Annotated in this window: 19 protein-coding genes and 1 tRNA gene; 9 read left to right on the plus strand and 11 right to left on the minus strand. The window is 57.7% G+C overall.

Annotated features, from left to right (window positions below):
* Positions 1–19: 19 nt before the first annotated feature.
* The 4 genes from AC2TEM_RS08575 to AC2TEM_RS08590 all read right to left on the minus strand — a co-directional run bounded on the left by AC2TEM_RS08575 (position 20) and on the right by AC2TEM_RS08590 (position 4,157).
* Entirely contained in the window at positions 20–376 is a 357-nt protein-coding gene (locus tag AC2TEM_RS08575) for a VOC family protein (protein ID WP_170404099.1), read from the minus strand.
* Between the two features lie 159 nt (positions 377–535).
* Positions 536–1,990, minus strand: coding sequence for an NAD(P)(+) transhydrogenase (Re/Si-specific) subunit beta (locus AC2TEM_RS08580; protein WP_170404102.1), 1,455 nt, complete (start codon positions 1,988–1,990; stop codon positions 536–538).
* A 13-nt stretch (positions 1,991–2,003) separates the two neighbouring features.
* Positions 2,004–3,575: a Re/Si-specific NAD(P)(+) transhydrogenase subunit alpha gene (locus AC2TEM_RS08585; protein ID WP_480856138.1), complete on the minus strand. Its 1,572-nt coding sequence runs from the start codon at positions 3,573–3,575 to the stop codon at positions 2,004–2,006.
* 132 nt (positions 3,576–3,707) lie between these two features.
* A complete protein-coding gene (locus tag AC2TEM_RS08590; RefSeq protein ID WP_170397122.1) occupies positions 3,708–4,157 on the minus strand; it encodes a methyltransferase family protein in 450 nt (149 codons plus the stop codon).
* Between the two features lie 196 nt (positions 4,158–4,353).
* On the opposite strand from AC2TEM_RS08590, the gene kynU reads away from it, so the two are divergent.
* Entirely contained in the window at positions 4,354–5,547 is a 1,194-nt protein-coding gene (kynU, locus tag AC2TEM_RS08595; RefSeq protein WP_170424157.1) for a kynureninase, read from the plus strand.
* Here kynU and AC2TEM_RS08600 read toward each other — a convergent pair.
* Positions 5,540–6,118, minus strand: a complete 579-nt coding sequence (locus tag AC2TEM_RS08600; RefSeq protein ID WP_170424159.1) for a TetR/AcrR family transcriptional regulator — start codon at positions 6,116–6,118, stop codon at positions 5,540–5,542. The genes kynU and AC2TEM_RS08600 overlap by 8 nt on opposite strands.
* A 99-nt stretch (positions 6,119–6,217) precedes the next feature.
* On the opposite strand from AC2TEM_RS08600, the gene AC2TEM_RS08605 reads away from it, so the two are divergent.
* On the plus strand, positions 6,218–6,682 hold the full coding sequence (locus AC2TEM_RS08605; RefSeq protein WP_170397127.1) for a (2Fe-2S)-binding protein: 465 nt from the start codon (positions 6,218–6,220) through the stop codon (positions 6,680–6,682).
* Between the two features lie 3 nt (positions 6,683–6,685).
* Positions 6,686–8,926 carry a molybdopterin cofactor-binding domain-containing protein gene (locus AC2TEM_RS08610; protein ID WP_170424162.1) on the plus strand — a complete coding sequence of 747 codons (2,241 nt, stop codon included), beginning with the start codon at positions 6,686–6,688 and terminating at the stop codon, positions 8,924–8,926.
* 51 nt (positions 8,927–8,977) lie between these two features.
* On the opposite strand, the gene AC2TEM_RS08615 is transcribed toward AC2TEM_RS08610, so the two are convergent.
* The 4 genes from AC2TEM_RS08615 to AC2TEM_RS08630 all read right to left on the minus strand — a co-directional run bounded on the left by AC2TEM_RS08615 (position 8,978) and on the right by AC2TEM_RS08630 (position 14,290).
* Positions 8,978–10,330 carry an autotransporter outer membrane beta-barrel domain-containing protein gene (locus AC2TEM_RS08615; RefSeq protein WP_170609044.1) on the minus strand — a complete coding sequence of 451 codons (1,353 nt, stop codon included), beginning with the start codon at positions 10,328–10,330 and terminating at the stop codon, positions 8,978–8,980.
* Between the two features lie 403 nt (positions 10,331–10,733).
* Positions 10,734–11,513, minus strand: a complete 780-nt coding sequence (locus tag AC2TEM_RS08620; RefSeq protein ID WP_170397133.1) for a gamma-glutamyl-gamma-aminobutyrate hydrolase family protein — start codon at positions 11,511–11,513, stop codon at positions 10,734–10,736.
* 134 nt (positions 11,514–11,647) lie between these two features.
* Positions 11,648–12,073, minus strand: coding sequence for a heme-binding protein (locus AC2TEM_RS08625; RefSeq protein WP_170424166.1), 426 nt, complete (start codon positions 12,071–12,073; stop codon positions 11,648–11,650).
* Positions 12,074–12,154: 81 nt separating this feature from the next.
* The gene (locus AC2TEM_RS08630; RefSeq protein ID WP_170424168.1) at positions 12,155–14,290 is read right to left on the minus strand and encodes a malate synthase G; all 2,136 of its coding nucleotides are present in this window, start codon (positions 14,288–14,290) and stop codon (positions 12,155–12,157) included.
* Positions 14,291–14,494: 204 nt separating this feature from the next.
* Between AC2TEM_RS08630 and pepN the strand changes: the two genes are divergently transcribed.
* From pepN to AC2TEM_RS08660, 6 genes are all read left to right on the plus strand, one after another.
* Positions 14,495–17,047 (plus strand): aminopeptidase N, encoded by a 2,553-nt coding sequence (gene pepN / locus AC2TEM_RS08635; protein ID WP_480856172.1) that lies wholly within the window; start codon positions 14,495–14,497, stop codon positions 17,045–17,047.
* Positions 17,044–17,472 carry a hypothetical protein gene (locus AC2TEM_RS08640; protein WP_170424170.1) on the plus strand — a complete coding sequence of 143 codons (429 nt, stop codon included), beginning with the start codon at positions 17,044–17,046 and terminating at the stop codon, positions 17,470–17,472. The genes pepN and AC2TEM_RS08640 overlap by 4 nt, the downstream gene beginning before the upstream one ends.
* A gap of 126 nt (positions 17,473–17,598) precedes the next feature.
* Positions 17,599–18,858 carry a hypothetical protein gene (locus tag AC2TEM_RS08645; RefSeq protein ID WP_170424172.1) on the plus strand — a complete coding sequence of 420 codons (1,260 nt, stop codon included), beginning with the start codon at positions 17,599–17,601 and terminating at the stop codon, positions 18,856–18,858.
* A gap of 77 nt (positions 18,859–18,935) precedes the next feature.
* Positions 18,936–20,447, plus strand: a complete 1,512-nt coding sequence (gene gatB, locus AC2TEM_RS08650; RefSeq protein ID WP_170424174.1) for an Asp-tRNA(Asn)/Glu-tRNA(Gln) amidotransferase subunit GatB — start codon at positions 18,936–18,938, stop codon at positions 20,445–20,447.
* Positions 20,448–20,600: 153 nt separating this feature from the next.
* Positions 20,601–21,839 carry a peptidase T gene (pepT, locus tag AC2TEM_RS08655; RefSeq protein WP_170424176.1) on the plus strand — a complete coding sequence of 413 codons (1,239 nt, stop codon included), beginning with the start codon at positions 20,601–20,603 and terminating at the stop codon, positions 21,837–21,839.
* 98 nt (positions 21,840–21,937) lie between these two features.
* Positions 21,938–22,384 (plus strand): DUF4177 domain-containing protein, encoded by a 447-nt coding sequence (locus tag AC2TEM_RS08660; protein WP_170424178.1) that lies wholly within the window; start codon positions 21,938–21,940, stop codon positions 22,382–22,384.
* 272 nt (positions 22,385–22,656) lie between these two features.
* Here the strand turns inward: AC2TEM_RS08660 and AC2TEM_RS08665 are convergent, their stop codons facing one another.
* Positions 22,657–22,899, minus strand: a complete 243-nt coding sequence (locus tag AC2TEM_RS08665) for a glycine zipper 2TM domain-containing protein (RefSeq protein WP_170397150.1) — start codon at positions 22,897–22,899, stop codon at positions 22,657–22,659.
* A 1,115-nt stretch (positions 22,900–24,014) separates the two neighbouring features.
* Positions 24,015–24,090: transfer RNA gene (locus tag AC2TEM_RS08670), tRNA-Thr, on the minus strand.
* Positions 24,091–24,253 lie beyond the last annotated feature (163 nt).

Below are 24,253 nucleotides of genomic sequence, written 5' to 3' on the forward strand. Positions count from 1 at the left end.
GGTATACAATCCCGCTATCTTATTGATTCGGCTCCCATAGCTCGATGGGATTGCCTTCAGGATCGTGGATGCGGGCGAATTTCCCGACCTCGCTGTCCCACTCCGGGTTCGTCTCGACGGTGATTCCGGCGATCTTTAATTGGTCGATCAACGCGCTCAGGTCATCGACACGAAAATTGATCATCCATTGCTGCTCGGAGCGGCCGAAATACTCGGTGTCCTGCGCAAAGGGTGCGAACACCGTATATCCTTCCCGCTGCTTCCAGGGCACAGGATCGTAGTGATTGACGCCCAAATGCTTCTCATACCAAGCACTCAACGCCTGCGGATCACGGGCCCGAAAGAATATCCCGCCAATTCCATTTACCTTCTGCATGGTCTGCCTCCGACTATCCCGAACACTCGCCAAGTTTAACACAGCCCGCTTGCTTCATATGGCTAAAAAATCTTGAGGGGGTTGGAGGCAAGCCCCCATCTCATCGCAAAAGAAAAGGGCGCCCTCAGGCGCCCTTTGCAATCAGATTGTCCCTTCTGATCAATCGATCATGGGCAACAGCTTGTCGAGCGAAGCCTTGGCGTCGCCATAGAACATGCGGGTGTTCTCCTTGAAGAACAGCGGGTTCTCGATGCCCGAATAGCCGGTGCCCTGACCACGCTTGGACACAAACACCTGCTTGGCTTTCCAGCATTCCAACACCGGCATCCCGGCGATGGGGCTGTTCGGGTCTTCCTGCGCCGCAGGGTTCACGATATCGTTCGAGCCAATCACGATGGCCACATCCGTATCCGGGAAGTCGTCGTTGATCTCGTCCATCTCCAGAACAATGTCATACGGCACCTTCGCCTCGGCCAGCAGCACGTTCATGTGGCCCGGCAGACGACCGGCAACGGGGTGGATCGCAAAGCGCACGTTCTTGCCCTTGGCGCGCAGCTTGCGAACCAGCTCGGACACCGATTGCTGCGCCTGCGCCACGGCCATGCCATAGCCGGGGATGATGACGATACTATCTGCATCATTCAGCGCCGCCGCGACACCATCTGCCTCGATGGCGATCTGTTCACCCTCAACAGCCATCTGTTCGCCCTGCGGGCCACCAAAGCCGCCCAGAATTACGCTGACAAAGTGACGGTTCATCGCCTTACACATGATGTAGGACAGGATCGCACCAGACGAGCCCACCAATGCACCAACCACGATCAGCAGGTCGTTGCCTAGCGAGAAGCCGATGGCCGCAGCCGCCCAACCCGAATAGCTGTTCAGCATCGACACAACCACCGGCATGTCGGCCCCGCCGATGCCCATGATCAGGTGATAGCCGATGAACAGCGCTGCCAGCGTCATCAGGAACAGCGGGAAGAAACCGCCCGAATTGGTGTACCAGATCAGACAGATCAACGACAAAGCAGCCGCACCCGCGTTCAGAGCATGACCGCCCGGAAGCTTGGTCGCCGCCGAGGTCACCTTGCCCGCCAACTTGCCATAAGCCACGACCGATCCAGTAAAGGTGATCGCACCGATGAAGATACCGAGGAACAGCTCAACATGCAGGATCGCCAGTTCGGCCGCGGTCTTCTTCGCGATCAGCTTGGCGAACGCCCCCAGATCGGACAGGTCTGCCTGAGACGCACTGTCAGCAATCGCCATGACTTGTGCCACATTGCCGATCTCGAAATGGGCATTGAATCCCACGAACACAGCCGCGAGACCCACCAGCGAATGCATCGCGGCCACAAGCTGTGGCATCTCGGTCATCTGGACGCGCTGCGCCACGTACTGACCGATCAGACCACCGCCCGCGATCAGCAGCAACGACAGCAGCCACAGGCCTGAACCCGGACCAACCAGCGTCGCAAAAACCGCGAGCGCCATACCAACAATGCCATACCAGACCGCCCTCTTGGCGCTTTCCTGGTTCGACAATCCACCCAGAGACAGGATGAAAAGGACAGCCGCAACGACATAGGCGGCAGTAGTGAAGCCAAATTCCATTTGCCCGGCCTCCTTAAGATTTCTGGAACATGGCGAGCATGCGCCGGGTTACGAGGAAGCCGCCGAAGATGTTGATTCCGGCCATGAAGACTGACAGCGCCGCCAGCAGAATGACCAGGAACGACCCCGATCCGATCTGCATCAAGGCTCCAACGATAATGATCGAAGAGATCGCGTTGGTGATCGCCATCAGTGGTGTGTGCAAGCTATGGCTGACATTCCAGATCACCTGGAAGCCCACAAAGATCGCCAGCACAAAGACGATGAAATGCTGCATGAAGCTGGCCGGAGCGATCAACCCCACCAGCAACATCAACGCACCGCCGACGCCCAGCAACGTGAACTGTTGCTTGGTCTGCGCTTTGAAGGCCGCGATTTCCTGCGCCCTTTTCTCTTCCGGTGTCAGTTCCTTGACCTCGGCCTTAGGCTGTGCCGCAATCGCCTGCACCTTGGGCGGAGGTGGCGGGAAGGTGATCTCGCCCTCATGGGTCACGGTCGCGCCACGGATCACGTCATCTTCCATGTCGTGATTGACCTTGCCGTCCTTCTCGGGTGTCAGGTCAGCCATCATGTGACGGATATTGGTCGCGTACAGAGACGATGACTGCGCCGCCATCCGGCTGGGGAAGTCGGTATAGCCGATAATGGTCACGCCATTGTCGGTCACGATCTTCTCATCCGGCACCGTCAGTTTACAGTTACCGCCCTTTTCCGCTGCAAGGTCAACGATGACCGAACCCGGCTTCATGCTTTCGACCATATCTTTGGTCCAAAGCTCAGGTGCCTCACGGTTGGGGATCAGCGCCGTGGTGATGACGATGTCCATCTCGGGTGCCAGTTCCCGGAACTTGGCAAGCTGGGCGTTGCGGAATTCTTCCGACTGGACCGATGCGTAGCCACCAGTCGATGCACCGTCCTGCTGTTCTTCCTCAAAATCCAGATAGACGAACTCAGCCCCCATGGATTCGACCTGCTCGGCCACTTCGGGGCGCACGTCGAACGCATAGGTGATCGCACCCAGCGAGGTCGAGGTCCCAATCGCGGCCAGTCCGGCCACACCGGCACCGACGATCAGCACCTTGGCAGGTGGCACCTTACCAGCCGCCGTCACCTGACCTGTGAAGAAACGGCCAAAGTTGTTGCCTGCCTCGATCACAGCACGGTACCCGGCGATATTGGCCATCGAAGACAGCGCGTCCATCTTCTGCGCGCGCGAGATACGCGGGACCATCTCCATCGCGATCACGGTCGCGCCCTTGGATTTGGCGGCCTCCATCCCGTCTTCATTCCCAGCCGGATTAAAGAATGAAATCAGGGTCTTGTTCTTGGTCAGACGCTTCAGCTCGGTGGCATCGGGCTGACGCACCTTGGCAATGATATCCGCAGCCTTCCAAAGCGAGGCAGCGGTCTTCATGACCTCAACGCCTGCGGCTTCATAAGCGGCGTCCGAAAACCCCGCAACAGCGCCTGCGCCCTTTTCGATCAGGCACTCATAGCCCAGTTTCTGCAACTGCACAGCCGAGTCCGGAGTCATCGCGACCCGGTTCTCGCCCTTGTACGTTTCCTTTGGCGTCCCAATTTTCACCAGTCGGTTCCCCCTAATTTTTGATTCAGGCCAGGTGGGTGTTCAGCATAGAATGACAAGCAGACATGTATCCTGCGCAAGATTATTTCGCAAGCGCAGCAATTATGACGCTGTGTCATGATGACCACACCCTTATATCCATCGTCTGGTCTTGCGTTCATACCGGGCGAAATCGGCGCGGAATGTGCGGCGCAGACGGTCTTCCTCGGGTATGATAAAGCGGCGTTCCAGCACCCAGACAAAAACCGGGATCAGCACCAGCGACAACACCGCGTCAAAACGCAGGATCAGCCCGGTCAGGATCAGCACATCGCCCACATAGATAGGATTGCGGCTGCGCTTATAAATACCGGTCTGCACCATGGTCGAGGGTGTTTCGTGCGGAAAGACCGTGGTTTTGTGCCGGCGGAACTCGATCACCGCCATCACGGCCAGAATGATACCGCCACCGATCAGTATGCCGCTGAGCAGATCTGTCACCGCCCCATCCAGAGACAACCCCAGCGGCAACACGCGGGCCTGGACCCAGGCGAGCAAGGCAAAGCCCACAAGCCAAACAGGTGGTATGTCGATCAGGCGCATGGCTGTCCCTTAACGCGGCGACACATGGTGGCAGATGTCGCTTCTGATCGCTCTCCTATCGTTTTCTGACCGCATTGGCAAAAGCGCAGGGTGTCGCATCGACCCAGGGCGCTGGACAACCCGCACCAATAGACAGACACAACGGGATCAGATAGCCAGTTACAACCTGACTGTTTCAGAAAGACAAAGCCTCGCCATGACCGATTTCGCCAAAACCAAATCCATGTTTCACCTGCCCGAGGGCGTTCTTTATCTCGACGGTAACTCTCTGGGTCCGCTGCCGAAATCAGCCGGTGACCGTGTCGGAAGCATGATGAAGGACGAATGGGGTCAGTTGCTGATCACCGGCTGGAACAAAGCCGGGTGGATGGGTATGCCGACCGGCCTGGGGGATCGGATCGGACGGCTGATCGGGGCAGAGCCCGGCAGCGTCGTGGTGGGCGATACTCTGTCGATCAAGGTTTATCAGGCGGTCGCCTCAGCGCTGGAGCTGAACCCGACCCGCAAGGTCGTCCTGTCGGACAACGGCAATTTCCCGTCAGATCTTTACATGGCAGATGGGCTATTGCGATCACTGGGGACGGATTACGAACTGCGCGTGGTCGATCCCGAATACGTCGCTGCACAAATCAACGAAGAGGTCGCCGTTCTGATGCTGACCGAGGTCGATTATCGTTCCGGCCGTATGCATGACATGAAGGCTTTGACCGAGCTGGCCCACGCGAACGGTGTCGTGACCGTCTGGGACCTTGCCCATTCTGCGGGGGCAATCCCGGTCGATCTGTCCGGTTGCAACGCGGATTTCGCTGTTGGCTGCACGTATAAGTACCTCAATGGCGGTCCCGGTGCGCCAGCGTTCGTCTATGTCGCTCCGCGTCTGTCGGATCGCGTGCGCCCGGCGCTTTCGGGCTGGTTGGGGCATGAAGCCCCCTTTGCCTTCGATCTCGACTATCGTCCCGGCGCGGGGATTGAGAGGATGCGGGTCGGGACCCCTCCGGTCATCCAGATGGCAGCGCTGTCGGCGGCTATGGATATCTGGGACATGGCTGAAATGGCTGATGTGCGCGCCAAGTCCATCAAATTGACCGAGTTGTTCATTACCCGGGTAGAGGCTACCTGCCCCGGGCTGACACTCGCCAGCCCCCGCGACCCTGCCCAGCGCGGCAGCCAGGTCTCGTTCCATTTTGATGAAGGTTACGCGGCCATGCAGGCTTTGATCGCACGCGGCGTGATCGGTGATTTCCGCGCGCCCGATATCATGCGATTCGGCTTCACGCCGTTGTATATCGATGAAGGTGATGTGGAACAGGCCGCCCAAATTCTGGCCGACATTATCACCAACAAATTGTGGGACAAGCCGGAATACAAGATCCGTCAGCGCGTCACCTGACCTCAAGCGCCGCGCCCAAAAGCGTGGCCAATTGCGAGATACCCTGCTCAAACTCTTCAGCGCTGGAGGCTGTCATCTTGACGCCCTTCAGCGATGTGGTGATTGTCTTTGCGGCCTCATCCGGGCCGACAGGCAAATGCGCGCGACCTGCCGCATCCTCGCGCCGTAACCATTCGGCGTAAAGTTGCGTCAATTTGGCCTCGCCCTCCTGAACGATATCCGTCGACATGGATTTGGTCGCGTCCAGCATTTCAAGCCCATGAGGTGAGGCCAAAATTTCAGCCATCCCGTTTGATTGCGCCTCGATCGCCTGAGCGAGGATCTGAGGCAAAGGACCTTCGCTGGCCAAGGCTTCAGCGACTAGGGTAACTTTCTCGCCATAATAAAACTGCGTCAGTTCGCGAACGATGGCCTCTTTATTCTTGAAATGCAGATAGACCGCAGGCCGGGACATCCCTGCCCCTTTGGCAATGTCATCCATCGAAGTTTTCTTAAACCCATAGGTCGCAAAGGCCTGAAATGCCGATTTCAGAATGGCCGCTGTCTTGGAATCTTCACTTACACTCGTCATGCGAGAACCTCTGACACTTCTTGTGCATTTTGTCAATTGACAAGCTGACACTTTTCATTAATTATGTCAGAAACCAGCCAAAGCTAAGAGAGGTGCGCCATGGCGACGGCCCTTAAGATCAACGGAAAGACCCATCAGGTTGATCTGCCTGATGATGTGCCCTTGTTATGGGTTCTGCGTGATGAGGTTGGACTAACCGGTACCAAGTTCGGCTGTGGTGTGGCTGCCTGCGGTGCCTGCACCGTTCATATTGATGGTGAGGCCGTGCGGTCCTGCCAGGTAGCGCTCTCGGATGTTTGGGGTGATGTCACCACGATCGAGGGGCTTGGCACGCCTGACGCCATGGCAACGATCCAGAAGGCCTGGGTTGACCACCAAGTGGCCCAATGTGGTTACTGCCAGTCGGGCCAGATCATGCAGGCCGCATCGCTACTGGCTGAAAACCCGGCCCCAACGGACGAAGACATCGACGATGCGATGCAAGGCAACCTTTGCCGCTGTGGCACCTATCCTCGCATCCGCGCGGCCATCCATGATGCCGCTGCCAAGTTGAAGGAGGCTTGAGCCATGGGACGTATCGGTAAAATCGTTCGCCGCACATTCCTGATCGGATCTGCCGCCATCGTAGGTGGAGTGGCCTTCGGTGCCTACTACGTCACGCGTCCAGCTGCGAACCCGCTGAAACCGCGTGACGGGGAAACCGCGCTTAGCCCCTTTGTTCTGATCGACCAGCAGGGCGTGACCCTGTTCGCCCCCCGCGCTGAAATGGGTCAGGGCGTTATGACCACCTGGGCAGCACTGATCGCCGAGGAGCTGGATGTTGAGCTGGACGAAATCCGTGTGCTGCACGGACCTGCTGCTGCCGCCTATTACAACCATGCTCTTATGGGGGAAAGCCTGCCAGGCAAGGGCTATGACATCTCGGATTTCCAGCACAATCTGGGTGAGGCACTGGGTGTTCTGGGCAAAACGTTAAGCCTGCAGGTTACCGGCGGCTCAACCTCGATGAAAGACGGGTTCGAACGGATGCGGATGGCCGGCGCTACTGCGCGAGAAACCTTGAAGCAGGCTGCCGCGGACCAACTGGGGGTCGATCGCGATCAACTCATGACCGAAAATGGTGCTGTGGTTGCCCCGGATGGCACGCGCATTCCCTATAGCGAACTGGCCGAGGCCGCAGGCCAGATCGAACCGCCCGAGGTTTCCCTGCGTGATCCGTCCGAATGGCGTTTGATCGGCAAATCCCTGCCCCGCGTCGACATTCCGGGCAAATCCACCGGCACCGCCACCTTTGGCATCGATGTAAGGCCAGAGGGCCTGAAATTCGCCTCGGTCCGCATGAACCCCAAGCTGGGCGGGGCAATGAACGGCTTTGACGCCAGTGCTGCAGAAGCCATGCCCGGCGTTGAAAAGATCGTCGATCTGGGCACGGGCGTCGCGGTGATTGCCAACAACACTTGGCTTGCCATGCAGGCGGTCGAGGCGATTGACGTGGATTGGGGCGATGCCCCCTATCCGCCCGATACTGATGCGGTATTCGCGCAAATTGCCAAGGCGTTTGATGACGCCCCGAACTCGACCATGCGCGATGAAGGCGATGTCGAAACGCTTCCTGAAGGTGCCACCGAGATTACGGCAGAATATACCGTGCCCTATCTGGCCCACGCCACAATGGAACCGATGAACGCCACGGCGCTCTATACCAGTAACAAGCTGGACCTGTGGTGCGGCAATCAGGCCCCGACCCTGATCCAGATCCGCGCAGCCAACACCGCCGGTCTAGATACCGAAGCGGTTGAGATTCACACCACCTATCTGGGCGGCGGTTTCGGACGCCGGGGCGAGTTGGATTTCGGCGAGATCGCCACAAAGGTCGCCATGGCCATTCCAGGCACCCCTGTGCAAACGACGTGGAGCCGCGAAGAGGATATGCGTCACGATTTCTACCGCCCCGGCGCGATGGCGCGCATGCGGGGGGCAGTGAAGGATGGCAAGGCCGTTCTGATCGACGGTAAGGTTGCTTCGCAATCCCCGACCCACCAAGCGGTCGAACGTGTGACGGGTTTCTCTGGCGGCGGCCCCGACAAGGTTCTGGTCGAAGGCTTTTTCAACCAGCCCTACGCGGTGCCGAACTACAGAATGAGTGGTCACGTTGCCGATTTGGCTGTACCGGTTGGTTTCTGGCGCTCGGTCGGCAACAGCCACAATGCCTTCTTCCACGAGACCTTCCTGGATGAAATGGCCCATGCCGCCGGGCGCGACCCGCTGGAGTTCCGGCTGGAGTTGGCAAGGTCCGAGTTCGCCCCGGCTGCGGGGTGCCTGGAGGCCGTGAAAGAGATGTCAGGCTGGACCGGCAAAACCCCCGATGGTGTCGGACGTGGCGTGGCAATGGCCTACAGCTTTGGCACCCCGGTCGCACAGGTGATCGAAGTGGTTGACGATGACGGCACCATCCGCATCAACAAGGCCTGGATCGCCTGCGATGTCGGCTTGGCTTTGGATCCGGCGACGGTCGAGGCGCAGATGATCGGCGGCATGATCTACGGATTGTCTGCCGCCGCTCAAGAAGAGATCACCTTTGCCGATGGCGAGGTCGAACAGTATAATTTCCCTGATTATGATGCGTTACGGATGCAAAGCACACCGATCACGGAAGTCCGGATACTCGAGACCAACAAACATCTGGGCGGTGTCGGTGAACCGGGAACACCGCCGTCGATGCCCGCTTTGGGCAACGCGCTGTTCGACCTGACCGGCCAACGCGCGCGCAGCTTGCCGCTGAACAAGCAGTTCGACTTGCTCGTATGATCAATTTGCGCCGACCCGGCTCTGGGTCGGCGCTCGCTCTTTCTGATGGCCTTAGAAGTTGACAGAGAGAAAGATTGCAGCTTCCGTCGCTTCAAAATCACTTTCGAACATGTCGAGATATCCGATTGAAGCCTCCAGAAACACCGTCTTGCTTGTGCGTCCTCTCACACCCAAACGGGTTGACCAAACAACATCATTGTCAGTGTTTGCAACTGTTCCACCCCCTAAGTTCTCGCGTTCAAACCAATAGGTCGCGCTGAGCGATGCATAAGGTGAGATGACGGAGCTGCCATTCAAGAACGGACGACTTACTTCGACCTCGGGCGTTAGGGCACTGTATTTTGCTTCTTGGACTTCACCAATAAACTCGGCTGGATTTCCCAGATACGTCCCGGTGAGATCGTAATCCTCGGCACTGTAATTATAGTAATCAAACGAGATCGACGGACGAATTAAGTAAGCTCCAGCCTCATATTGTCCGATTGCCTCGAGATTCGCGCGCCAACGGGTGCGATCAAAATCACCGCTCAGCTCCAGCACATCCACATCCGTGGAGAAGCGACCGATCGTGGCGAGACCGTTTAGAACCCACCTCTCAGACATCCGCCAGGCGAAATAGGGTCCGATCGCGAATCCCGAAGTATCCTGAGAAAACTGCCCCTGAAAGCCGTCCAGCTGAGTGTTTTCGTATTCAAGCTGCAAACCAAGCACGAGGTTTTCTTGGACAAGACGGTCGATCCCAATTTCGAAAAAGCTGTCGTTCACATCCAGTTCGCTGTTTCCACGGGTGTCTTCAATGTCTGTGTAGGTGAAATTGGTCCATACATTCCAAACAGATTCTGGCCCAAACTCGCGCCCCTCCGTCAGCGGAGGGCCGACAACCGGATCGCACAAGGCAGGGTCAAGCTTACCCGTCGCATCCGCCACGCAGGCTTGGTCATCGCCCGATGGTCGCCCACTTACGTAGAGCGGATTAACGGGTCGACCTGTCTCGCCTATGTTGCCAATTCCACCGCCCGACCCTCCGGAACCGCCACCAGAGCCACCACCGGATCCGCCACCGGATCCACCACCAGAGCCACCACCGGATCCGCCCGAGCCGCCGCCACCGCCGAAGCCACCCCCGGAACCGCCGCCTCCAAAGCCGCCCCCGCCTCCGAATCCGCCACCTGATCCACCCGAGCCGCCGCCACCGCCGAAGCCACCCCCGGAACCGCCACCGGATCCACCCGAGCCGCCTCCGTTTCCTCCCCCGCCGCCACCATTGCCACCACCCCAACCCGGCAGCGTCCAATCTCTTTTTTGGTTTTGCGTATCGATCAGACAGTCGCGCCCATTTGGTGCCCCTCCGCGTTTGAACAGACGATGAACGCCCCCTGATCCATTAGATACGAAGGGAGACAAGCTTAGATGAACTCCAGGCCGAGATCGGCTCCAGGTATCAACGGTCGTGTTGCCCTGTGCAGCTTCCAGACGAAAAGCACCGCTTTCCGTCTGCGATAACCACAATGAGGATGAAGAGTCAGGTGTTCGCCCGATGTAAAGCAGGTCTCCGGCCGAGCTGCATTGTTGCGCATGCCCTGCAGTTCCCAGGACCGCCAAAAAAAGTGCCGCAGGAACGAATTCTCTTAAACCGCGAGGGTACTTTCCTGAAAAGCTGTGCATGAACTGCTCCGAACCCAGTCAGATTTGAATATTGCCAAGGGTATCTCGGCGCAAATTCGCGGTTCAGGGAAGATATCCAATTATCTTTTTATTCGAATGTTGCCGGCAAACCTTAGAACGATCCATCGACAGATTAGCGTGACTAAGCAGACTGCCGGATCGCCCCGACCGTTTTCGCGTTTTTCCAATCGTATACGGCGCGACCAAATTCCTTGAACAATGGCCGCGAGACCGGGTCATTCGCCGCGTCCCATTCAGGGTGCCATTGGACCGAAAGGGTAAAGCCTGGGGCATCCTCGACATAGATCGCCTCAGGCGTGCCATCAGGCGCGTGGCCATCGATCACCACATTCTCGCCCAGCGTCTTGATCCCTTGTCCGTGTAACGTATTGGTCATAACTTCGGCCGCGCCCAGAAGGCGGTGGAACACACCACCTTCGGTTAGCGACACGACATGGCGCAGAGCAAACTTCTCCTCCAAAGTGCCGTCGGGTGGCATCCGGTGGTTCTGACGCCCCGGGAGGTCACGAATCTCAGGGTAGAGCGTACCACCCAAGGCGACGTTTACTTCTTGAAACCCGCGACAAATCCCAAAGAACGGCTGACCCCGCTCAGCACAAGCCCGGATTAAAGGCAGCGTGATTGCATCCCGCGCGCGGTCAAACTCACCATGCGCCTCGGTCGCGGGCTCGCCATATTCTTCGGGGTGAACGTTCGGACGGCCGCCGGTCAGCAGGAAGCCGTCGCAAACCTCGAGCAACTCATCAACCGCTACATAACGCGGGTCGGCGGGGATCAGTAGCGGCAGACAGTCAGACACGTTCGAGACCGCCTCGGAATTCATCGTTCCGCCCGCATGGGTCGGATACTGATCATTCATCAGATAAGAGTTGCCGATTATTCCAACGACGGGGCGCGCCATTCCAAGTCCCTTGTATCGCTCATTTCCTGCAAAACCTATCGGCAGGTTTGGCCGCGCGCAACGGCACAGACCCTGCATGGTAGCGCAAGCGCGTGTTCAGCGACGCACATCCCCGATGAAGTTCGGCGTAGGGGTCAGATCTCGCCCGTCAACCCAGCGGCTTCGATACCTGCCAACGCGGCCGCTGCGTCATTATCCGAAGTGTCGCCGGTTACACCCACGGCACCGATCACCGCGCCCTTGCGGTCACGCAGCAGCACACCGCCAGGAACCGGAACAACCTGACCGCCATAAACCCCGTTCACGGCCGCCATGAAATAGGCCTGCCCTTCGGCCCGCTGCATCTGCGCGGTCCCCGCCATACCCAGCATTACCGATCCGTAGGCCTTACCATGTGCGATAGCAAAACGCCCCGGCGCAGCACCGTCTTCGCGTTCGAACGCGATCACGTGGCCTCCGGCGTCCAGGACAACAACCGAGAGCGGTTTCAGCTCCATCTCGCGCCCTTTTTCCAGAGCTTTACGAATGATGGTCCGCGCTTTGCGCAATGAAATGTTCATGCCCGATCCTTTTCATCTGGCCAAAAATACCTTCGGGGGAGCACGAGGGGGCAGACAGCCCCCTCGTTCCTACCCTTGCCCCTAGCTCAAACTTGCCTTCAGTTCCAGGCGACGAGCGTGCAGCACAGGCTCGGTATAACCTGAGGGCTGCACCCGCCCCCGGAACACCAGATCACAAGCCGCCTGAAACGCCACCCCGTCAAAACCCGGTGCCATGGGCCTGTAGGCCGGATCGCCTTCGTTCTGACGGTCCACTACCGCGGCCATTTTCTGCATCGCTGCCATCACCTGTTCCTGACTGACCACATCGTGGTGCAACCAGTTGGCCAGCGCCTGCGAAGAAATCCGGCAGGTCGCGCGGTCCTCCATCAGACCTATGTCGTTGATATCCGGAACTTTCGAACAGCCAACTCCCTGATCAATCCAGCGCACAACATAGCCCAAGATTCCTTGTGCGTTGTTTTCGATCTCACGGGTGATCTCACCAGCGCTGAGATTACGACCGCCCAGCAGAGGTATGGTCAGCAGATCATTCAACGTACCACGAGCCCCATCAGCAGCCAATTCATCCTGGCGCGCCAACACATCGATCTTGTGATAGTGGGTTGCATGAAGCGTTGCCGCAGTAGGTGACGGCACCCAGGCGCAGGTTGCACCGGATTGCGGGTGGCCGATCTTGGTCGCCAGCATGTCCGCCATCCGATCGGGCATGGCCCACATACCCTTGCCAATTTGCGCTCTGCCTTTCAGGCCGCAGACCAGTCCGATATCCACATTGCGATCCTCGTAAGACGCAATCCATGGCGTATCCTTGATATCGCCCTTCGGCAGCATCGGGCCTGCTTCCATAGAAGTATGAATCTCATCCCCCGTCCGATCCAGGAATCCGGTATTGATAAAGGCCACGCGCGATTTTGCGGCCCGGATGCATTCCTTGAGGTTGGCCGATGTGCGCCGCTCTTCATCCATAATGCCCAGCTTCACCGTATTGCGCGGCAGGCCCAGGATATCCTCGACCATGTCGAAAATCTCGACCGAAAACGCCACCTCCTCGGGCCCGTGCATCTTGGGTTTGACCACATAGACAGACCCCTTGACCGAGTTCCCGCCCTCGCGCTTCAGGTCATGCATGGCGATCAGCGTTGTGCAGAGCGCGTCCATCAAACCTTCACCAATCTCGCGCCCTTCGGCATCCAGCACTGCGGGGTTCGTCATTAGATGGCCCACATTTCGCACCAGCATCAGCGACCGACCTTTCAGAGTGGCTGGCGTGCCATTCGGAGCCATGTAGGCCAAATCCCCGGCAAGCTTGCGCGTGAAGGTTGTGCCGCCTTTCGTAACCTCTTCGGTCAGGTTGCCGGCCATCAAGCCAAGCCAGTTTCCATAGGCCAACACCTTGTCGGTCGCGTCGACACAAGCAACAGAATCCTCGCAATCCATGATGGTCGAAAGCGCGGATTCCAAACGGACATCAGAAATACCTGCAGGATCGGTGGCGCCAATTGTGCTATGCGCATCAATCCTGACTTGAATGTGCAACCCGTTGTTGCTTAGCAATACAAACTCCGGTGCTTCAGCTGCGCCAGCGTAGCCTGCGAACTGAGACGGGTCGGCGAGCTTCGGCATCAGCGCACCGTCCTTAACGCTTAACCCGGAGACCTCCGCCCAGGACCCTTCGGATAGCGGCACAGCCTCATCCAGGAACGCCTTCGCCCAGGCGATGACCCGCGCACCGCGCCCGGCGTCATAAGCCTTGCCTGTCGGCAGATCGCCTAACGCATCTGTTCCATAAAGCGCATCATATAAACTGCCCCAGCGCGCATTTGCGGCATTCAACGCAAAGCGCGCGTTGGTGATCGGCACAACCAATTGCGGTCCGGGGATTAGCGCGATTTCAGGGTCGACACTGGCTGTCTCGATCTCGAAATCGTCGCCTTCCTCTACCAGATACCCAATCTCACGCAGAAAAGACTGATATTCAGCCGCGTCAATGGGCAACCCCCGCCGCGCTGCGTGCCAGCCATCGATCCGGCCCTGAATGTCAGCCCGCTTGTCCAGCAGCGCCCGGTTTTTCGGCCCAAGCTCATTGGCCAAGCGCGACAAACCCGCCCAGAAATCAATTGCCGAAACTTCCGTGCCCGGCAGCGCCTTCTGTTCGATGAAATCCACCAGAACCGGGTCAATCTGCAGCCCGTTGCGGGTCTCTCTGCTGCTCATATTCCGAATCCCCTACGATTGTGTGCCATTGTATGCGCTCCTCAATTAGGGCGTTCGTTTCCGATAGGCAACTTCTGTCCCGACATGAGGGGCATTTGACCCAGCGCGAACCGTCTCAAATGAACAGCGGCAATGGCACATCGGTTGCAGCGTCCGCGCGAAGCCCATAACGTCGCGCCAGATTCCCAGTCGATGAGGCCCCCGATGCGCGACGCCGCCCCCACAACGATTTATCTGAAAGACTACACTCCGTTCGGGTTTCTAGTGGACAGTGTGCATCTGACCTTCGATCTGGCTGCACACGCCACTCGCGTCACTTCCCGCATCGCCTTCCGCCCGAACCCCGAAGCGACCGACCGCACGTTTTTTCTGCATGGCGAAGAGCTCAAGCTGATCCGTGCTGCAATTGATGGCGACGTGATCACGCCTGAGGTGACCACCGAAGGCCTCACCGCACCGGTTCCAGACGCGCCTTTCGTGTGGGAGGCCGTGGTCGAGATCGATCCCGGCAATAACACCGCGCTTGAGGGGCTGTATATGTCGAACGGCATGTATTGCACCCAATGCGAGGCCGAAGGGTTTCGCAAGATCACCTATTACCCCGACCGCCCGGATGTGATGTCTACCTTTACGGTGCGCATCAATGGCGACCTTCCCGTGCTGCTATCGAACGGCAACCCTTCGGGCAAAGGCGAGGGCTGGGCTGAATGGGTCGATCCATGGCCAAAACCCGCCTATCTGTTCGCGCTGGTCGCCGGAGAGCTGATCGCCCATCCCGGCCAGTTCACCACCAAATCCGGTCGCGACGTCGAACTAAATCTCTGGGTCCGTCCCGGCGACGAGGGCAAATGCGCCTTTGGCATGGAAGCCCTGAAAAAGTCAATGAAATGGGATGAGGACGTCTATGGTCGCGAATACGATCTGGATGTGTTCAACATTGTGGCCGTGGACGATTTCAACATGGGCGCGATGGAGAACAAGGGGCTGAACATCTTCAACTCGTCAGCCGTTTTGGCCAGCCCCGAAACCTCGACTGATATGAATTTCGAGCGGATCGAGGCAATCATCGCACATGAGTATTTCCACAACTGGACCGGCAACCGCATCACCTGCCGCGACTGGTTCCAACTGTGCCTGAAAGAGGGCCTGACCGTGTTCCGCGACGCGCAGTTCACATCGGACATGCGCTCAGCCCCGGTAAAACGTATCCATGACGCCATCGACCTGCGCGCGCGGCAATTCCCCGAGGATAATGGGCCGCTCTCGCATCCGGTCCGGCCCGAGAGTTTTCAAGAAATCAACAACTTCTACACCTCAACCGTCTATGAAAAAGGCGCCGAGGTCATAGGGATGCTGAAGCGGCTGGTCGGGGATGAGGCCTACAGCAAAGCACTGGACCTGTATTTCGATCGCCATGACGGGCAGGCCTGCACGATCGAGGATTGGCTGAAAGTGTTTGAAGACACCACAGGCCGCGACCTGACCCAGTTCAAACGTTGGTACAGCCAATCCGGCACTCCACGCGTTTCGGTCACTGAGGATTGGGCCGATGGCACCTATACCCTGACGCTCAGCCAACGGACCGAGCCGACGCCGGGACAAGAGGACAAGCAGCCTCAGGTCATCCCGGTCGCGGTCGGCCTGCTTGGTCCGAACGGTGATGAGGTGCGCGCTACTGAGGTGCTGGAACTGACCGAAGACGAGCAGAGTTTTACCTTCACCAGTCTCGCCGCCAAACCCGTGCCCTCGGTCCTGCGCGATTTCTCGGCCCCGGTGATCCTTGAGCATGAGATCAGCAATGCCGAGCGCGCCTTCCTGCTGGCACATGATACCGACCCGTTCAACCGCTGGCAGGCAGGGCGGTCGCTAGCCGAGGACACCCTGCTGCGCATGATCACCGATGGGGCAACGCCTGATACCGACTACCTTGACGGCTTGCTGGCAGTGCTACGGAATGAGGCGCTGGACCCGGCCTACCGGGCACTGATGCTGGGTCTGCCGACGCAATCGGAACTGGCCGCAACACTATTTGACAAGGGCATCACCCCCGACCCGATGGCGATCTGGCGGGCGGTTGAAACCCTGCGGCAAGCCACGGCCCAACATGTACAAGACCTGCTGCCCCGGCTGCATAGTGAAACGCTGGTCGACGCCCCCTATCAACCGGACGCCGAGCAATCCGGCAAACGTGCGTTGGGCGGGGCAGCGCTGGCTCTGACCTCACGTCTGGACGGAGGCACCAAGGCGGCCGAAGAATACGCAAGCGCCGACAACATGACGCTGCAGTTGACCGCCCTGTCCTGCCTGCTGCGCGCAGGCAAAGGCGAAACAGAGTTGGCTGCTTTCTATGATCAATGGCAGCACGACCGACTGGTGATGGACAAATGGTTCGCCCTGCAGGTTTCAATGACCGGACCTGAAAAGACGGTTGAAACCGCGCGCAGACTGACTGAGCACGCTGATTTCAATTGGAAAAACCCCAACCGGTTCCGTGCGCTGATGGGATCTTTGGCAGGTAACCACGCAGGCTTCCACCAAGCAGACGGAGCAGGTTATACTCTGCTGGCCGACTGGTTGATCCGACTTGATCCGGTGAACCCGCAAACCACCGCCCGGATGTGCAGCGCGTTCCAGACTTGGAAACGCTATGACGCCGACCGTCAGACCTTGATGCGTGTGCAGCTAAATCGCATTGCCGACACGCCGAACCTGTCCCGGGACACGACCGAAATGGTCACGCGCATCTTGGGCGCATGACCGCGTTTACGTTCACTCGACAGAATCGAAATCAGCGCACGGTTCTGATCCTGATCGGCGTCTACGCGATGCTGATCGCTTTGATGATCTTGCTGGACGCGGTCTGGTGGCTGATGGCGCTGCTGGCCCTGACCACCCTGCCCGCGCTGTGGGATGTCATCAGGGACACCAGCGCAGGCATGGAATTGACCGATGACACCCTGCGCTGGCACACAGGGCAGCGCCAAGGTGCGCTCGACCTGTCCGAGGTGGATCGCTTTCGGTTCGACACCCGCTGGGATTTCTCGGTGCGCGTCTCAGCGGTTCTGAAATCCGACAAACGCGTGCGTTTACCTGATGAATCACTGCCACCACACAAGCAATTCGAAATGGTCCTGAACCAGGCGGGATTCGCGGTTGAACGGCATCATTTTAGAGTTTTCTGAAACGATTCATGGAGTCTGGGCCACATTGGCACCGGAATCACAGGTACTCAGCGACTTAGTCTTGATTTGAACGGATTTTTTGGCAAACTGGACAGGTTACAAGTTTGTTCCAGTTCGAGTTTTGCCATGTTTTGGTCTTTAAAGGCATTTGCCGCCCGTATTGTCGGTTCTTCTGATCCCACCCCTACACCTCTGCCTGCGTCCGTCGCCGATGCTACCGCATGGCTTGTCGCCTCGGGGCAATTGAACATCCCGATTGCAGAACCGGATGAAAATGATGTGATCGGGCATCAGGTGATCGAACGTGGCCGCCATCTGGCGCGGCAGGATATGTGGGTGGAACTGTCACAAGAGATGCGCGCCGCAGATGAGGGGCGCAAGGCCACCCCTTGCGGGCAACCGATCTCCGAGCTGCTGGCATTTGGGGCCCGGTCCGATGTGGTTCTGGCGGCTGAGCACGCGCTGTCGGACAACACCGAACTGTCAGATTATGATCTGCTAGGTGGGATTTCTGAACTGGAAGGTGAAATCCAGAACCACCCGAATGATCCGATGATCGCGCTTGTGGTCGCGCTGACCCATATCGACCTTGCCTGGGCCTGGCGCGGGACTGCGCATCCCGAGGCGCTGCCACCGCTGCACCAATCCCGGTGTGCTGCTCATTTCGACCGCGCTGCGGCTTTGCTTCCGCAATGCCGCGCGGCGTTGCCCGAAAGCCCGGCGATTGCAGCGGCAGATTGCGCACTGTTGGCGGGGCACATCAGCCCTCGCACGCGTGTTGCCGACAAATACGAAGCCCTGATCACACTTGACCCGCAAAACCACCGCCATATGCGCGCGATGGGTAGCCATCTGCTGCCGCGCTGGTTCGGCAGCTATGAACAGCTTGAAGTGCAAGCCCTGCGAAACGCCGCACGGACCCAAAAAACTTGGGGTGCAGGGGGCTATACCTGGGTGCAATTCGACGCCATCGCGCTGGATGACGAGGCCTGCGCGCGGGTGGATGTCGAGTATTTCCTTGAAGGTCTGCGCGATATCGTTGCACGTCGCCCGGATCAGCAGACCATCAACCTGCTGGCGGCCTATTGCTCGGTCACATTGCAGAACAGAATGGGCCAGAACACGCGCGCAGATATCGCCCGCAAACAGATTTGCGAGGCCGCAAACTGGCTGATCCGCGATCACATGACCGAACTGCATCCGCTGATCTGGGCCCATGCGGCTAACGGGTTCAATAACAGCCTTCGCGTCAACTCGGCCGAGCGTTTTGCCGCCCGTGGTCGCCGCGATGCGCTGAAGGCGATCGCCAATCTGTTGCGGGATGAGTTGCGCAGTGGGCAGAGTGTGACCTTTACACCGTCGGGGCTGCAGTTCTCGGGGAACTAAAGCGCCATTGCCCCTTGCCCCTTTGGCGCGCCGGGCCTAATACGCAGGCTTAGACTTCTGCGGAAATGAGGCGCGCCATGCTCGACCTGACATACGAAATGCCCAAACCCAAAACCATTGCCGGGGCCAAGCACGATTGGGAACTGGTGATTGGGATGGAGGTGCACGCTCAGGTCTCATCCAATGCCAAGCTGTTCTCGGGTGCATCAACCCAATTCGGGGCCGAGCCGAATTCGAACGTGGCCTTCGTGGACGCTGCGATGCCCGGCATGCTGCCAGTGATCAACGAGTATTGCGTTGAACAGGCCGTGCGCACCGGGCTGGGTCTGAAAGCGGATATCAACTTGAAATCGGCGTTTGACCGCAAGAACTATTTCTACCCAGACCTGCCGCAGGGCTACCAAATTTCCCAGCTTTATCAGCCTATTGTGGGTGAAGGCGAAGTGCTGGTCGAAATGGGTGATGGAACCGCGCGTATGGTACGGATCGAGCGTATCCACATGGAGCAGGACGCGGGCAAATCGATCCACGACATGGACCCGCATATGTCCTTTGTCGACCTGAACCGGACCGGTGTGTGCCTGATGGAGATCGTTTCGCGCCCCGATATTCGTGGCCCAGAAGAGGCCGCGGCTTACATCGCCAAGCTGCGTCAGATCATGCGTTACTTAGGCACCTGCGACGGCAATATGCAGAACGGCAACTTGCGGGCGGACGTAAACGTTTCGATCTGTTTGCCGGGTGCTTACGAGAAGTATCAGGAAACACAGGACTTTTCGCACCTGGGCACGCGCTGCGAGATCAAGAACATGAACTCGATGCGGTTCATCCAGCAGGCGATTGAGGTCGAAGCCCGCCGTCAGATCGCAATCGTCGAAGCGGGTGGCGAGATTGATCAGGAAACCCGTCTGTATGACCCGGACAAGGGTGAGACACGCTCGATGAGATCTAAAGAAGAGGCGCATGACTATCGCTACTTCCCTGACCCCGATCTGTTGCCGCTGGAGATCGAACAGGCATGGGTGGATGACATCGCCGCCAATCTGCCCGAGCTGCCAGACGATAAAAAAGCTCGTTTTATCAGTGCGTTCGGCCTGACCGACTATGACGCATCGGTGCTGACCGCCGAGGTGGAATCAGCGGCTTATTTCGAAGAGGTCGCCAAGGGGCGCAGCGGCAAGCTGGCCGCGAACTGGGTCATCAACGAACTGTTTGGTCGCCTGAAAAAAGAAGACCACGACATCACCGAGTCTCCGGTGTCTCCGGCTCAGTTGGCGGGTATCATTGATCTGATTTCGTCGGATGCCATCTCGGGCAAGATCGCCAAGGATCTGTTCGAAATCGTCTATACCGAAGGCGGTGACCCGGCGCAGATCGTTGAAGACCGCGGCATGAAACAGGTGACAGATACCGGCGCGATCGAGGCCGCTTTGGACGAGATCATCTCGGCCAATCCGGCACAGGTTGAGAAGGCCAAGGTGAACCCAAAACTGGCCGGATGGTTCGTCGGACAGGTGATGAAGGCCACCGGCGGCAAGGCCAACCCGAAGGCCGTTAACGAACTGGTCAGCAAAAAGCTGGGTTCGTAAATCTTCCGAGTTGTACAAACCCCGGACAGGGGTTTATTCGACTTGTACATAACGAAAACTTAATTTCAGAGCGCTTAAATCGGGCAAGCCATCGGCTTGACTCCCTGCCCGAATGCGCATTCTCATCTCGCCAAGTCAGAGAGGTGAGCATCAATGAAAAATCGTTTCGATCAGGAACTGGAAACCCGGCTGGTGCGCTATGCCGCCATCGACAGCCAGAGCGATGAGACCTCGCCATCGACCCCCAGCACCGAAATCCAGTTCGACATGCTGAACCTGCTGAAGCAAGAGCTTACCGAAATCGGTGCGCAGGATGTTGAGATGACTGGTGACAGCGTCGTAGTGGCAACCATCCCCGGTACGGCCGAAGGACCGACCATCGGGTTTCTGGCGCATGTCGACACCGCGCCTCAGTTCAATGCAACCGGCGTGAAGCCTCGGGTGATCAAAGGGTATAATGGCGGCGAGATTACTTTCCCTGATGATCCCGAGCTAGTGCTGTCGCCTGAAGAGCACCCTTATCTGGCCGAAAAGATCGGGCATGATTTGATCACTGCGTCGGGAACAACTCTGCTGGGGGCCGATGACAAAGCGGGCGTTTCGATCCTGATGACGATGGCGCGACACCTGCTTGAGAACAAGGACGTGCCGCACGGTCCGATTCGCATCGCCTTTACCCCGGATGAAGAGATCGGGCGCGGTGTTACCGAACAGCTGCCCAAAGATCTGGGCGCGGATTTCGCCTATACGCTGGACGGGCAGGAACTGGGTGAAATCGAATACGAAAGCTTCTCGGCCGACCGCGCGGTAATCAAGATCACCGGCGTGTCGATCCACCCCGGGCTAGCCAAAGACAAAATGGTAAACGCGGCACATCTGGCTGCAAAGATCGTGCAGACCCTACCTCAGGCAACGATGACGCCCGAGGTGACGGATGGGCGCCAGGGATTCATCCATGTCACCGATATGAACGGCGGCTCGTCCGAGATGGAGATAAAACTGATCCTGCGCGATTTCGAGATGGATGCGTTGGAAGCCCAGCGCGAGATCGTCCGACAAGTCTGCGCCGCCGTACAGGCCACCGAGCCGCGTGCGACCATCACCTGCGACATCTCCCATCAGTATCGCAACATGCGCTATTGGCTGGAAAATGACATGACGCCGGTTGATCTGGCCCGCGAGGCCTGCCGTGAACAAGGGATCGAGCCGGTCTCGGTGCCGATCCGGGGTGGCACCGACGGCTCGCGCCTGACCGAATTTGGCACACCGACACCTAATATCTTCACAGGCATGCAATGCATACACGGCCCGTTGGAATGGATTTCGGTTCAGGACATGGCGGTCGCAACCGAAACGTGCCTGTCGCTGGTCAGCAAGGCAGCGCGAGGCTAAAGCAACAGTGCGGGCTGAATTTCGCCAATGCGTGATCTTGGCTTTCGCCCGCCTGTCAAAATGTTAATTTGCCCCGACACGGCAATCAGGACCAGTTGATGCAGCGCTACGAATACAAAGTTGTCCCCGCTCCGCAAAAGGGCACCAAGGCGAAGGGCGTGAAAACGCCCGAGGGCCGGTTTGCCACCTCGATCGAGCAACTGCTGAACCAGATGGGACAGGATGGCTGGGAGTATCAGCGCGCCGAATTGCTGCCCAGCGAAGAACGTTCGGGGCTGACCGGGTCAACCACCAACTGGCGCAACGTGTTGGTTTTCCGCCGGGCTCTGGCGTTGGAAAAACCTGAGCAGTCCGAACCCGTCGAAGAGGACACCGCCCCAACCGCGCGCGCAGTCCCGGGACCCGAAGAGGTTTTGGCCAAAACTCCTGCCGCCCCTGCCCCAATCTCGGAAGAGCCCGAAGACCCGCCCTTGTCTTTGAAACCTTCGGACGAAGTGGCGGATGACGAAGTGCGCCCCGAGCAAGCACGCCCAGCCGAGCCGTGATTGGATAACATTCAATCGAAGGATACCGCGTGAAGGGGCAAGGCCCTTATACCCTGCCCCATAACGGTTATGCTTTGTCAGTTCCGACCCGCGAACCCCATCGGCGAGAAACGACGCAGTAAGGGGATTGCTGCTGAGCCAGTTGACCTTGAATTTGGCACATCCAGAAAGCTAGGCGCGCAACCGCCAGACAGGGCAACTGCATGACCTGCGAAACCAATATTTGCGGAGCCAGAAACGAGCGTGGGGTAAGAGGGTTTATTGCAAGGTTGTCAATTGCAAGCTGATTGCCCTGCATACATCCCAGCGCCTGCACCTGCTGCAGTCGCGAGTGTCTTGCCTGTACCGCCTCCGAACCGATTTCCAACCACTCCCCCAAGGGCAGCGCCACCAAGGATTCCCGCAGCGCAGCGAGCGTCTTGCTGTACCTGCGCCTGAGTTGGCGTCGTCGGAGCCCCGCAAGCAGCCAAGAGCAGTGAGGTCGCAAGCGCACAGGTTGTCAGTGCTTTGTTCATCTCGATTGCCTCTCAAATACCAAATAGTTATCTGAGTAAGTGGCTCTGGCGCGTCTAGCGTACAAGATATCAGCGTCTGTTTGATTCGAGATTAATCAAAACTTAATAAAGAAGACTAACGGTCGAGCGCTTAATGCGATATTTGCTGGTTTCCGATGGTTGCGGGTGCCGGGTTCCTGGTAAACCGCGACATTGGACGGCCGTGTTTTAATTGTAGAAAACGGGCGATGAGCGCGGAGCATCACAGTAAGATTTGACGCACAATAAAGCGCGACTACTGAATCTTCTGTTCCCCTATATTTGCCCCCAAGACCACATAGGTCGCGAGCCAGATCGAGCAAATACACATAGATTTCTGAAGAGATGGTGCCCCCACACGGACTCGAACCGCGGACCTACTGATTACAAAGTAGGCATTTGGAGGCCTAAAGTCTGTACTTATTGTATAAAATCAATTGGTTACAGTACCCGCTAAACTAGTGCTACTCTGTAAGCAATTGAAATCATTAGGGGACAAAAATGGATACACAAAATATGAGGTGGAAAAAGCAGAAACTCCGCGCTTTTCTAATCTGAGAACATCGATGTCTTCGCTTACCACCCCAAGCAAAAAATCACTCTAGATAGGGGTCGTCTATAAGTCCCTCCTCTGCTTTGGACTTGATCCAAGACATCAGGTCGAAGGACGGTAGGTGGATTCGAAAAGCTTCTTTCACGAAGTCGAAATCTATGTCGCCCATACCCCAATCCTCATAGGCCTCCACAAGAAAGGAGACACGTGGATTTTGCTCGGAATGAGAGCGCGGTTGGTAGGACGCTCCGGTCAACTCATATGAGAGTAAATCGCGGAGTTCTTTGGACTCGGGAGTCATTGTTTTTCCTTGGAAATAGTTCAAGCGACGTTGGAATTAGTCACTAAAAATCCCAAAGTCACCTCTAAACAAGGTAAACTAATTGGAACTTAGTGGTCCTTCACACGTAAACGGCAGGAATCGGCTAGAAAATGGTAGAAAAAACAGGAACAAATGGACACAAATCTGGATACATAGTGTGAGCACTAAACATCTGGAACGCGGGAGAAACAACCGCAAGACACTGAAATAAAAGAATTTTGGTGGTGCCCCCACACGGACTCGAACCGCGGACCTACTGATTACAAATCAGTTGCTCTACCAGCTGAGCTATAGGGGCACTGGGTGTCGATTAATATCTCGGAACAGCGACTGCAAGCCCGAAATTTCGGGTCATCTTAACTTTGTGCTGGTTTGCCTTAGGATAACAGTAATATCAGGCCTCATCCGAATTTGACTGCACCGGGGACAGGTTGTAACCCAAGCGGCGATCCCGACCGAGG

Source organism: Ruegeria sp. HKCCD3925 (genome assembly GCF_057221175.1).

Excerpts from the sequence above, each read along its gene's own strand:
- AC2TEM_RS08645 (WP_170424172.1), top strand. The coding sequence starts at position 17,599 with ATGTTTTGGTCTTTAAAGGCATTTGCCGCCCGTATTGTCGGTTCTTCT.
- AC2TEM_RS08640 (WP_170424170.1), top strand. The coding sequence starts at position 17,044 with ATGACCGCGTTTACGTTCACTCGACAGAATCGAAATCAGCGCACGGTT.
- kynU (WP_170424157.1), top strand. The coding sequence starts at position 4,354 with ATGACCGATTTCGCCAAAACCAAATCCATGTTTCACCTGCCCGAGGGC.
- pepT (WP_170424176.1), top strand. The coding sequence starts at position 20,601 with ATGAAAAATCGTTTCGATCAGGAACTGGAAACCCGGCTGGTGCGCTAT.
- AC2TEM_RS08590 (WP_170397122.1), bottom strand. The coding sequence starts at position 4,157 with ATGCGCCTGATCGACATACCACCTGTTTGGCTTGTGGGCTTTGCCTTG.
- AC2TEM_RS08620 (WP_170397133.1), bottom strand. The coding sequence starts at position 11,513 with ATGGCGCGCCCCGTCGTTGGAATAATCGGCAACTCTTATCTGATGAAT.
- AC2TEM_RS08630 (WP_170424168.1), bottom strand. The coding sequence starts at position 14,290 with ATGAGCAGCAGAGAGACCCGCAACGGGCTGCAGATTGACCCGGTTCTG.
- AC2TEM_RS08660 (WP_170424178.1), top strand. The coding sequence starts at position 21,938 with ATGCAGCGCTACGAATACAAAGTTGTCCCCGCTCCGCAAAAGGGCACC.
- AC2TEM_RS08665 (WP_170397150.1), bottom strand. The coding sequence starts at position 22,899 with ATGAACAAAGCACTGACAACCTGTGCGCTTGCGACCTCACTGCTCTTG.
- AC2TEM_RS08625 (WP_170424166.1), bottom strand. The coding sequence starts at position 12,073 with ATGAACATTTCATTGCGCAAAGCGCGGACCATCATTCGTAAAGCTCTG.
- AC2TEM_RS08610 (WP_170424162.1), top strand. The coding sequence starts at position 6,686 with ATGGGACGTATCGGTAAAATCGTTCGCCGCACATTCCTGATCGGATCT.
- AC2TEM_RS08580 (WP_170404102.1), bottom strand. The coding sequence starts at position 1,990 with ATGGAATTTGGCTTCACTACTGCCGCCTATGTCGTTGCGGCTGTCCTT.
- AC2TEM_RS08600 (WP_170424159.1), bottom strand. The coding sequence starts at position 6,118 with ATGACGAGTGTAAGTGAAGATTCCAAGACAGCGGCCATTCTGAAATCG.
- gatB (WP_170424174.1), top strand. The coding sequence starts at position 18,936 with ATGCTCGACCTGACATACGAAATGCCCAAACCCAAAACCATTGCCGGG.
- AC2TEM_RS08575 (WP_170404099.1), bottom strand. The coding sequence starts at position 376 with ATGCAGAAGGTAAATGGAATTGGCGGGATATTCTTTCGGGCCCGTGAT.
- AC2TEM_RS08605 (WP_170397127.1), top strand. The coding sequence starts at position 6,218 with ATGGCGACGGCCCTTAAGATCAACGGAAAGACCCATCAGGTTGATCTG.
- pepN (WP_480856172.1), top strand. The coding sequence starts at position 14,495 with ATGCGCGACGCCGCCCCCACAACGATTTATCTGAAAGACTACACTCCG.